This is a genomic window from Streptomyces sp. NPDC046727 (genome assembly GCF_040645635.1).
In the GTDB taxonomy this organism is placed as follows: domain Bacteria; phylum Actinomycetota; class Actinomycetes; order Streptomycetales; family Streptomycetaceae; genus Streptomyces.
The window spans coordinates 415,154-426,505 of the sequence record NZ_JBEYYR010000001.1 but is presented as its reverse complement, the minus strand read 5'-3'; the positions used below and the strand labels follow the sequence as shown (position 1 = coordinate 426,505).

Genomic DNA, 11,352 nt, shown 5'->3' with positions numbered 1-11,352 from the left:
CATGACACGACGAGAAGGCGCGTTCCGCCTGCGCGAGGAACGGGACTTCGCCCGGTTCTGGGCAGGCCAGAGCATCTCGCTCATCGGCGGTCAGGTCACCGTGATGGCACTGCCGCTCACGGCGATCCTCGTCCTGCACGCGGACGAGGTGGACCAGGGACTCCTGTTCTTCTGCCAGTTCCTGCCGGCCCTGTTCTTCGGCCTGCAGATCGGCAGGCTGGTCGACCGCTTCGCGAAGAGGCAGCTCCTCATAGCCGCGGACCTGGTACGAGCGGTCCTGCTCGGAGCGGTCATCACCCTGACGGTCCTCGACCGGCTGAGCATCGTCGTGCTCCTGCTGATCGCCTTCCTGCTGGGTTCGTTCGACGTGCTCGGCACCGTCGCGGGGCAGGCCTTCATTCCGAAGCTGGTCCCCGAGGCGAAGCTCATGGACGCCAACGGAAAGCTCCAGAAGGTGTCGACCTTCGCCGAACTCTCCGGCAACTCGATAGCGGGCATGCTGGTGCAGCTGCTGTCGGCACCCATCGCCCTGCTCACGGATGTGCTGAGCTTCCTGGTGTCCGCCGTCTTCATCGGCCGGGTGCGGGAGCCCGGGGCCCCGGCTCCCGCGACGGACGACGGAACGAGCCCCCGTGCGTGGGACGGTCTGTTCTTCCTGTTCCGGGACGCGCGGCTGAGGACCATCTCGCTGTGCAGCGCCACCAGCAACCTCTTCAGCGCGATGATGGTGGCCATCTACCTGCTGTTCGTGACCCGGACCCTGGACATGAGCCCGGGCCTGGTGGGAGTGCTGCTCACGGTGGCCAGCGGTGTCGCGCTGCTCGCCAACACCGTGACGGCGCACGCCTCTCGCCGTCTGGGTACCCGCGGCACACTCGTCGCCGGACAACTGGTCATGGCGGCCGGCTGCCTCGTACTCCCCTTCGCCGGAGGCTCACTGGTCCAGAGGTCGGTGCTCCTGGTCCTCTCGCACGGGATCTTCGTCATTGGGATGATCGCGTTCTCCATCACCCAGGTGACCTACCGGCAGACCACGACGCCCGAAGACATGCAGGGCAGGGTGCACGCCGGGAACCACATGCTCACCCATGGCAGTTACGCCATCGGTGCCCTGATCGGCGGTCTGCTGGCCAGCTGGATCGGCATCCGGGAGACGCTCGCCATCGGGGCCCTCGGCCACGTGGTCGCGGCCGCCTGGCTGCTGGGCCGCGGGGTCTGGACGGCTGAGCGGGTGGCGGAAGAGGCGGAGGCCGTGCGTGTTGATTCGTAGTGTCTCGGACAAGCCCGAAGCCTCGCTGCACATCGTCGGCTTTCCGGGTGCGGGAAGTTCCCGGGCCCACTTCATGCAGTGGGACCAACTGCTCGGCCCCCAGGCGCGGCTGAGCGTGGTGGACCCCTGGCTGTTGTACTTCGAGCAGGAGAAGAAGGGCCTCGGGGTACTCGGTGACGTGGCCGCCCTGCTCGCCGCTGAGCTGCGGGAGTTGCGGTCGCCCGCGCTGCTGGTGGGCCACAGCCGCGGTTCCCTCCTCGCCTACGAGACGGCCCAGCAGCTGACGGCAGCCGGTTCGGGTGACCGTGTGGCCGGTCTCGTCGCGATGGCACATCGCGCACCGACCACCGTACCCACCTACCGGCTCGGGTCGGCCGGCACCGAGCAACTGCAGCGATTCCTCGAAGAGATGGGCGGTACGCCTCCGGAGATCTTCGCGGACCCCGAGCTGCTGGGCATGGTGCTGGACCGGCTGCGCAGCGAACTCACCATGTCGGAGAACTATCGGCACACCTGGCCCCGACCGCTGGACTGCCCGCTCCGTGTGTACCTGGGCGACGCGGACGGATCGGTGCCGCACACCGAAAGCGACCGCTGGCAGGACGTGGTGACCGGCAGGTGCACGAGCCGCACCTTCTCCGGCGGCCACTTCTTCCCCTTCGGCGACACAGCCGGACACGTCGTCGAGACGCTGCTGAACGACTTCATCCTTGCGGGAGACGCTCATGGACTCTAGCCGCCTCATGGCGACGGTGCCCGAGCAGGTGTGGGCCGTGGCGGAAGAGCACCCCGACCGCGTCGCCCTTCGCGACGACGCCGGTGAGTGGACCTTTCGCGAGCTGACGGACCGAGCGGCCCGACTGGCCGCGGCACTGACGGAGCGGGGCATCGGAGCGGACGCCCTGATCGGCCTCTACCTGCCCCGGGGCAGGGAAGCCGTGGCCGCAATGCTGGCCGTCTGGACCGTCGGCGGCGCCTACGTGCCCCTCGACGTCGGCTACCCCCGCTCTCGGCTCGAACTCATAGCGCAGGACGCCGGTCTCGCGGCCCTGCTGACCGTCGCCGACCTGGCGGGCACCGCCCCCGTCCGCGACGGCGTGCAGGTCATCGAGGTCGACGCGGCTGCCCTTCCGGACACCGTCGGGCGTCCGGCGGTACGGGCGACAGCCGACGGCCTGGCGTACGTCATCCATACGTCCGGCTCGACCGGCCGGCCGAAGGGGGTGATGGTCGAGCACCGCAACCTCAGCCACCTGGTCGCCTGGCACGGCGCCGAGTTCGACGTCACCACGGCCGATCGGTGCTCGCATGTCGCATCCATGGGCTTCGACGCGGCGGTCTGGGAGATCTGGGCGGCCCTCGCGCACGGCGCCTGCCTGTGCGTGGTCCCGGAGAGTGTCCGGCTGTCCTTCGACGAGATCATCGAATGGTGCCGCACCGAGCGGATCACCGTGGCGTTCATGCCGACCGCGCTCGCGGAGCACTTCCTGCGCAACGAGACGGGTGCCGGCAGCCCGCTCCGTCTTCTGCTGACAGGCGGGGACGCGCTGCGTGTCTGGCCGGACGGGCACAGCTACACGGTCGTGAACAACTACGGACCCACGGAGTGCACCGTCGTGGCCACCTCGACCGTGGTCGAGCCCCGAGCCGCAACGGGCGACGAAGGCCCTCCGTCCATCGGCCGCGCCATCGCGGGAACCGAGCTGTTCGTGGTGACGGAGCAGGGCGAACTGGCCGGACCGGGAGTGGTGGGCGAGCTGTGGATCGCGGGAGCGGGCGTGGCACGCGGATACCTCGGCAGGCCCGACCTGACCCGAGAGCGGTTCGTCTCCGCTCCGTTCGCCGCCCGGGCCTACCGGAGCGGGGACCTGGTCAGCTGGAACCCCGACGGCACGCTGCGGTTCCTGGGCCGGAACGATCAGCAGGTGAAGGTACGCGGACAGCGTGTCGAGCTGGGTGAGGTCGACGCCGCACTGCTGCGACTGCCCGACGTGCGCGACGGTGTCACCGTCGCCGAGCCCACGTCCGCCGGAGGACATCGCCTGGTTGCCTACGTCGTGCCGACAGAGGGCACTTCGGTTACGTCGGCGGAGCTCCGCGCGCAACTGTCCGAGCTGGTGACGGCGGCCATGGTGCCCGAGATCCTGGTTCCTTTGGACGCGCTTCCGCTCTCCGCCCACGGCAAGATCGACCGCAGTGCGTTGCCGATGCCGCCGGCACCTGCTGCGCCGGAGTTCGAGGAGGAGTCGGAGGACCCGACAGAGGCGGAACTGGTACGCGCCTTCGCGGACGTATTGGGTGTTCCCGGTGTCGACACGGAAAGCGACTTCTTCGATCTCGGCGGCCACTCCATCCAGTTGACGATGCTGTTGGCCCGTGTGCGCGACCGCTTCGGCCTCGACCTGAAGTACCGCGACGTCCTCCACGCCTCGACACCCCGGGAACTGGCCGAACTGGTACGAGAGGAATCGGAGGGCTTGCCGGATCCGAGAGCCACGAGCCTGGTGGCCCGTGCCTGGGACGGCACGTCGGGCCCGGTCTCCTACCCGCAGGAACAGCTCTGGCTGCTCGGCCAGTTCATCGCGGATGCCCCGGTGCACAACGTCCCTGTGGTCCACCGCCTGCGGGGCACCCTCGACCTCGACGCCCTGAGATGGTCGGTGACGGAGTTGGCACGGCGGCACGACGTGCTCCGTACCCGCTTTGTCATGGTGGACGGCGAACTGCTCCAGGTCGTCGAGGACATCACCCCCGAGGTCGAAGTCATCGACACGCGTCCCGGTGCCGAACTGGACGCTCTGGTGGCCGAGGTCGTGGCCAGGCCGTTCGACCTGGGCAGTGCGCCGCTCATGCGGGTCGCCGTCGTCGGCACCGGCAACGAGCGCGCACTGGTCTTCGTGATGCACCACATCGTGGTCGACGCCTGGTCGATCGGCCGGCTGCTGACCGAGATCGGTGCGCTGTACCGCCAGCGGCTCTGTGGCGGCTCGGACTTGCCCTCCCTCCCCGTCCAGTACCGCGACTACGCCGCGTGGCAGCGCGACTGGGTGCGCTCGGACGAGATGACTAGGCAGCAGCAGGAGTGGGTGAAGGAGCTCTCGGGCTTTCCGTCGTTTCTTCAGATGCCGAGTGACCGGCCACGCCCCGCGGAGCAGACCTTCACGGGTGCCGATGTCGCCTTCGAGCTGCCCGCCGAGCTGGTAACCGCCTTGGAGCGGATCGGCACGGAACACGGCGCGACGCTGTTCATGACGCTGCTGTCCGCCTTCCAGCTGGTCCTCAGCCGTTGGACCGGGCAGGAGAAGCTGCTGGTGGGCTCGCCGTCAGCGGGACGTACACGCGTGGAGACCGAGCAGCTGATCGGCTTCTTCGTGAACACGCTCGTGCTGCCCGGGGATCTCTCGGGCGATCCGGCCTTCGGTGAGCTGATCGAGCGGGTACGCGACCGCTGCACAGCGGCCTTCTCCTGCCAGGACCTGCCCTTCGAGCGCATTGTCGAGGAGCTGGCCCCCGAGCGGAACCTGGCCTACAACCCGCTGGTCCAGGTCATGTTCATTCTGCAGAACGCCCCCTCGGCCGAGTTGGAACTGACCGGAGCACGCCTGGAACGGGTCGAGCCGGCGGTCACTACCTCCGAATTCGATCTGACGGTGAGCTTCGCCCCGGTGTCCGGCGGCCTGGCGGGATCTGTGCAGTACTCGACGGAGCTCTTCGACCACGACACCGTCCGGAGCTTCGCGGGCCACTTGGTGACCGCGCTGCGCGCCCTGGTGGAGAATCCACTGCGGGCCATCTCGGACGTCCCGTTGCTGAGCCGCCAGGAGCACGAAGAACTGGGCACGCTGGGTGCCGGCCCACGACGCCCTGCCACAGGGCTCACCGTGGCCGATCAGATCCACCAGGCGACGCTCACGCACCCGGAACGGAAGGCGGTCGAGGACCAGAATGGCACCTGGACATACGCCGAACTGTGGGCGCGGGCCACGGCCGTCGCCGCTCTGTTGCGTCACCACGGTGCCCAGGGCGACACCTTCGTCGGTGTGTGTCTGCCCCGGGGCCGCGCCATGGTCGCCGCACTGCTCGGCGTCTGGATGGCCGGTGCGGCATATGTGCCGCTCGACCCGGAGTATCCTCCTGGACGCCTGGCGTTCATGGCTGAGGACAGCGGGCTCCGTATCCTGCTCACCACGACCGAGCTGACCGGCCGCGTGCAGGTCGGGGAAGACGTTGCGGTCGTCCACCTGGACGGCGGGACGACCCGGCCGGCGATCGAGGGGCACGCGGCCGAGAGCATCACGGGCGCGGCCCCCCGCCCTTCCGCGACGGTGCGGGACCCCGCGTACGTCATCTACACCTCCGGCTCCACCGGCCGCCCGAAGGGGGTGGTCGTGGAACACGGAAACCTGACGAACCTTATCGACTCGTTCGGCGCCGCCCCCGGGTTCGGTGCGGACGACCGGATGCTCTCCGTGACGTCCCTGTCCTTTGACATCGCGGCCCTCGAACTGTTCCTCCCGCTGGTGCGGTCCGGGCATCTCGTCGTGGCCCCGACCGGCGCCGGAGGCGATCCTTCGCTCCTTCACACACTCCTGGAACGCCACGGCATCACCACTGTCCAGGCCACCCCCTCCACCTGGAAGCTGTACATGGCACACACGACGACCCCTCCCGCAGGGCTGAGGCAGATCTGGTGCGGTGGTGAGGAACTTCCCGATCCGCTGGCAGAGGCCCTGACGAACATGGGACCGGTGCGCGTGTGGAATCTCTACGGCCCCACGGAGACCACGATCTGGTCGACTCAGGCAGAGGTGTCCACGAAGGCATCCGGGTCGATCGGCCGCCCGATCGCCAACACGCAGGTCCACGTGGTCGACCGGCGAGGCCGGCTGCTCCCGCGGGGCGTGCCGGGCGAGTTGCTGATCGGCGGGCACGGTGTGGCCCGTGGCTATCTCGACCGGGAGGAACTCACCGCGGAGCGTTTCGTCGTCGGCCCGGACGGATCTCGCTGCTATCGGACGGGCGACCTGGTCCGCTGGACGGCCGACGGCACCCTGCAGTACCTGGGACGGCTCGATCACCAGGTGAAGATCCGGGGACATCGCATCGAGCTCGGGGAGATCGATGCACACGTTCGCTCCCACGCATCCGTTCGCGACTGCGTGACCGTGCCGCGTGCCGACGGCTCCGGGGAGCAGCGTCTGGTGTGCTACGTGGTGTTCACCGGTGCGGGGGACCGGAGCGTGGACGCGGTCCGTGCCTTCCTCTCGGACACCTTGCCCTCCTACATGCTCCCCACCGCATGGGTGCCTCTCGACGCGCTGCCGCTCACCTCCAACGGCAAGATCGACCGTGCGGCCCTACCCGCTCCCCGTCTCGATGCGGAAAACGTCCGAGAGGTCCCCGGCACCCCGATGGAAGTCGCACTGGCCGAGATCTGGGGTGACCTGCTCGGTGTGACCGACATCGACAGGAACGACGACTTCTTCCACCGAGGCGGGCATTCACTCTCGGCGATGCGTGTCATCACGCGGATACGCCAGCGCTTCGGCTTGGCCGTCGAACTCCGAGAGCTGTTCGCCCGCCCGACGCTGAGGTCTTTGGCCGAGTACATGGGCTCCCTCGATACACAGTCGCAGTCGGAGAAGCCCGAGGTGCCTGCAATGGGCCGCCGTAACCGCTCGAACTTCCAGGCAACCGGACCATTGGACGACGTGTTCTGAGGACACGTCGAATACTTAGTTCAAGACAAAGAGATGATTCATGAGTTCTGAGCGCGACGTACTCGTATTTTCCAAGAGGTTTGCCGGCGGGGTGGACGTCATCGCGGAAATCCTCAAGGGCATGAACAGGCGTCCGGTCCTGGTGTCCGAAATTCCGGGTGACGTCAATGCGGAATCTTGCGCTGATCACGTGGTCGTGGATTGGGGCGGTGACTTCGAGCAGTTCACGGCAGCCATCGAAGCAGCGGGAGTCGCCCCCACGGCGGTGGTGAATCTCGTTGAGCCGCTCATCGAGTGGCAGGTGAGGGCCGCCCGCCACTACGGAGTTCCAGGAGGTGAGCCGGGCCGGGAAACTCTGCTCAGCAAGGCCTCGGTTCGCGCAAAAATGCGCCGGCTTCGGCTTTCCGACATCGAATACACGGCCGGTCCGGTCGCGTCCGTCGCGTCCGAGTTCATTGAGGAATACCCTGTCATAGTGAAGCCCGCGCGGGACTCGGGCGGCTCCCGACTCGTGCGCAAGGCTACAGATCCCGCACAGTTGTCTGCCAGGCTGCGAGAGATCGCCGAAATTTCTTGCAGTGAATTCGAGGTGGTTGTCGAGCAGTATCTGGACGGAGTCGAGTTCTCTGTCGACGGCCCAGTGGTGGACGGCAGTTTCCGTGGCCTCTTCGTGGTGGAGAAGACCGAACACGATGAGAGGCGGCATCACGACGCCGGACTGAGGATCTCACCGCCACCGTCGGACCACGTCCGTCGCGGCGCAACGGAACTGGCCGAGAAGATAAGCACGCTCTGTGCGGACCTCCAGATATCGGCTGGGTGGCTGCATGTCGAGGGACGGGTACGCCCCAACGGCAGAGCCGAACTCGTGGAGATAAACCCAAGGCCGGGAGGCGGCCTTCACCGGTCGGCGATCACACGCACCTGCGGTGTGGATCCCTTCAGGATCCTGGTTCTCATGGCGCTGGGGGAGCCCTACCTGCACGAGCTGGAGGGCGCTGCACGAAACGACGAGCTGCTGGCGCTGCTTCCGTTCGAGGCCGATCAGGTGGGAACGTTGGCGCACGCTACCCCGATCGACGTGATCAAGCGACTCCCCGGCGTGGTGGACGGATACCAGTTCACCTCCTTCTGGGTCACTTCGATGGAGCAGGAGAACTTTTTCACTGAGGCTCTGATCACCGCAGACACCGTGGAGGATCTGTCGACGGTGGCGAAGAATGTGATAGCTGCGTTCGAATTCAAATTTGAATGAGAATCGCTCCCGGAGGATGCGTTCGATGAGACACAGCGTGACTGCAGGCGATGTTGCTTGATGGGACTGGAATTCGTCCTGGTGAAACCCGCCCCGCTCGACGCGCCCGCACACCGTGTGCTGGATGCGGAGGAGCGGCGGCGAGTCGCCGCGTTCGCTCGCTCCGAGGACGCGGAGATCTACGCGGCGGCACACGCGGCGCTGCGATACCGGCTCGGCGCGCTGCTCTGCGTGGCTCCGCAGGACGTGATGTTCGTACGGTTGCCCTGCCCAGGCTGTGGTGAACGGCACGGACGCCCTGCGATCGCGGGGCGGCCAGATGTGCATTTCTCGCTCTCCCACACGAAGGGCTTGGCACTGCTTGCCTTCGCGGACCACCCCGTGGGCGCGGACGTCGAACGCCACCCCACGCAAGAGCAGATCGCGGACCTTGTGGCCCTACTCCACCCGAGTGAGCAGAGGGAGCTGCGGGCCTCGCGGTCTCCCGCCGGATTCACGCGCTGCTGGACGCGCAAAGAGGCGTTCCTCAAGGCGACGGGTGAGGGCATTGGCGGGGACGGTCTCTCTCGACAATACGCGGGGACCGGTGAGGTCCCAGCTGAGGTGCCTGGCGCAAGAATCATCGACCTGCCGAACCTCCCGGAGGGTTACGAGGCAGCAGTGTGCGTGCTCGATCAGGCCGCGACACTGTAGGCAAGCGGATCGACTCGGCGTGCGTCTGCCGGCACTGGCGGAGGCGGGACCTGAAGAACCCGCCCAATCCGCAAGAAACCCCAGATCAGGGCCACACCAGGCAATACGGCTGGTGCCCCGCCTCATGCAGACGTACCGAGAAGTCCTGCCATTCATGCAGCAACTGGTACACATTGAACGCGTCCCGCGGCCCCCCACGGTCCGGCACCGTCGACCAGATGAACGCCGCCGCGCCGACCGCCTCCTCGCCGATGTCGCGCAGGGGGTCGACGACCGTCATGGGGAGTTTGACGACCGCGTAGTCGGGGTGCAGGACGACCAGTTCGAGGGGCGGCACCTTGTGCAGGGGGACGCCTTCGATGCCCGTCAGGACCATCGCGGCCATCGTCTCCGGCTTGATCTTGGTGAACATGCCGTTCATGCCCAGCTCGTCGCCGCCGAGTTCCTCGGGGCGCATCGAGATGGGGACGCGAGCCGCGGTCGCGCCGTCCGGCGCGCCGAAGTATTTGTACGTCACCCCCACCCGACCACCATTCCTGCTCCCCGCCCGGAGGCGGTCGGCCCGTAGCCCCTGTACCTCGCGTGCGTCAGCCTGATGTGTGTCCTTCTGACGTGCTTCGGTCGTTTCCTCCGCGTCGCGCCGGTGCCTTCCCCGCCGGGCACGTCGAGGACCCAGGTCATCAGTCCCCTCGCCCAGTCCGCCACCGCGATGCATATCTCCACCCGACTGCTTTTCTAGGACGCGTGGCCCCCGCCGCGCAACCCGATCATCGTGTCAGTGACCTCCCCCACGGCCGCGCGCCGAAACGTGCGGTGGAACGACAGTCCACGTGGATCTTCGGGCCCTGATCATCCGGTCTTGATGATTACGTGCGTATGAGCTTTGTGTATCAGGTCTCAGTCTCGCAGATGCCCACCGGATGACGGCGCCGATGCCCGCCGGACGAGTCCGTTCCGATCTTGAGGTCGCCCGCGGTCCGGCCGGGGCGCGGCCTACCCTGAGGGGGTCACCCCGCAACCGGAGTCCGAGAAGCCGGAGAAGCCGCACGTCATGAGTGCCATGAGCGAAACGCCCTATCCCTACGACGCGCCCGTCTCACAGGCGCTCTTCGACCGCGCCTCCGTCGTCACTCCGGGCGGAGTGAACTCCCCCGTGCGCGCCTTCCGCGCCGTCGGCGGCACGCCCCGCTTCATGGTGTCGGGCAAGGGGCCCTACCTCACCGACGCCGACGGGCGCGAATACGTCGACCTGGTCTGCTCCTGGGGGCCCATGATCCTCGGGCACTCGCACCCCGAGGTCATCGGTGCCGTGCAGGAGGCCGTCGCCCGCGGTACGTCCTTCGGGACGCCCGGTGAGGGCGAGGTCGCGCTCGCCGAGGAGATCGTCGCCCGGGTGGAGCCGGTCGAGCAGGTGCGGCTGGTGTCCAGCGGGACCGAGGCGACCATGTCCGCCATCCGGCTCGCCCGCGGATTCACCCAGCGGTCCAAGGTGATCAAGTTCGCCGGCTGCTACCACGGGCACGTGGACTCGCTGCTCGCCGCGGCCGGCAGTGGCGTGGCCACCTTCGCGCTGCCCGACACGCCCGGCGTCACCGGCGCCCAGGCCGGCGACACGATCGTGCTGCCGTACAACGACCTGGAGGCCGTGCAGGAGGCCTTCCACCGGCACCCGGGCGAGATCGCGTGTGTGATCACCGAGGCCTCGCCGGGCAACATGGGCGTCGTGCCCCCGGACCCCGGGTTCAACCAGGGGCTCAAGGACGCCTGCCGGAAGAACGGCGCCCTGTTCATCTCCGACGAGGTCATGACCGGCTTCCGCACCAGCCGCGCCGGGTGGTACGGCGTCGACGGCGTCAAGCCGGATCTGATGACGTTCGGCAAGGTCATGGGTGGTGGGTTCCCCGCCGCCGCGTTCGGCGGTCGCGCCGACGTCATGGCTCACCTCGCGCCCGCCGGGCCCGTCTACCAGGCCGGCACCCTCTCCGGTAACCCCGTCGCCACCGCCGCCGGGCTCGCCCAGCTGCGGCTGCTCGACGATGCCGCGTACGACACCGTCGACGCCGTGTCCGCGCAGATCCAGGCCCTCGTCACCGAGGCGCTGAGCAAGGAGGGCGTCGCGCACCGGCTGCAGTCCGCCTCCAACATGTTCTCCGTGTTCTTCACGGACCGGCAGGTGCGCACCTACGAGGACGCCAAGCGGCAGGAGTCGTACCGCTTCACCGCGTTCTTCCACTCGCTGCTGGCGAACGGCGTCTATCTGCCGCCGTCGTCCTTCGAGTCCTGGTTCGTGTCCACGGCCCACGACGAGCGGGCCATCCAGATCATCGCCGACGCCCTTCCGGCGGCGGCCCGGGCGGCCGCGGAGGCCACGGCGTGAGCACCCCCAGCACCCCCAGCACCCCCGGCAACGGCAC

The 11,352-nt window shown here is 67.9% G+C and carries 7 protein-coding genes; 6 read left to right on the top strand and 1 reads right to left on the bottom strand.

Going from position 1 to position 11,352, the window contains the following annotated elements; all coding sequences use genetic code 11:
- Position 1: 1 nt before the first annotated feature.
- Genes ABZ937_RS01985 through ABZ937_RS01965 form a run of 5 tightly spaced genes read left to right on the top strand, consistent with a single transcriptional unit; the run spans position 2 to position 8,938 of the window.
- Positions 2 to 1,270, top strand: a complete 1,269-nt coding sequence (locus ABZ937_RS01985; RefSeq protein WP_361684613.1) for an MFS transporter — start codon at positions 2 to 4, stop codon at positions 1,268 to 1,270.
- The gene (locus ABZ937_RS01980; RefSeq protein ID WP_361684611.1) at positions 1,257 to 2,006 is read left to right on the top strand and encodes a thioesterase domain-containing protein; all 750 of its coding nucleotides are present in this window, start codon (positions 1,257 to 1,259) and stop codon (positions 2,004 to 2,006) included. Before ABZ937_RS01985 ends, ABZ937_RS01980 begins: the two co-directional genes overlap by 14 nt.
- Complete coding sequence (locus tag ABZ937_RS01975; RefSeq protein WP_361684609.1) at positions 1,996 to 6,990, top strand: amino acid adenylation domain-containing protein; 4,995 nt, start codon at positions 1,996 to 1,998, stop codon at positions 6,988 to 6,990. Before ABZ937_RS01980 ends, ABZ937_RS01975 begins: the two co-directional genes overlap by 11 nt.
- Positions 6,991 to 7,030: 40 nt before the next feature.
- Positions 7,031 to 8,245, top strand: a complete 1,215-nt coding sequence (locus ABZ937_RS01970; protein WP_361684607.1) for an ATP-grasp domain-containing protein — start codon at positions 7,031 to 7,033, stop codon at positions 8,243 to 8,245.
- Positions 8,246 to 8,305: 60 nt separating this feature from the next.
- The gene (locus tag ABZ937_RS01965; RefSeq protein WP_361684605.1) at positions 8,306 to 8,938 is read left to right on the top strand and encodes a 4'-phosphopantetheinyl transferase superfamily protein; all 633 of its coding nucleotides are present in this window, start codon (positions 8,306 to 8,308) and stop codon (positions 8,936 to 8,938) included.
- A gap of 85 nt (positions 8,939 to 9,023) precedes the next feature.
- On the opposite strand, the gene ABZ937_RS01960 is transcribed toward ABZ937_RS01965, so the two are convergent.
- Positions 9,024 to 9,653: a hypothetical protein gene (locus tag ABZ937_RS01960; RefSeq protein WP_361684603.1), complete on the bottom strand. Its 630-nt coding sequence runs from the start codon at positions 9,651 to 9,653 to the stop codon at positions 9,024 to 9,026.
- Between the two features lie 345 nt (positions 9,654 to 9,998).
- Here ABZ937_RS01960 and hemL point away from each other — a divergent pair, with 345 nt between their 5' ends.
- Complete coding sequence (hemL, locus tag ABZ937_RS01955; RefSeq protein WP_361684601.1) at positions 9,999 to 11,315, top strand: glutamate-1-semialdehyde 2,1-aminomutase; 1,317 nt, start codon at positions 9,999 to 10,001, stop codon at positions 11,313 to 11,315.
- Positions 11,316 to 11,352 lie beyond the last annotated feature (37 nt).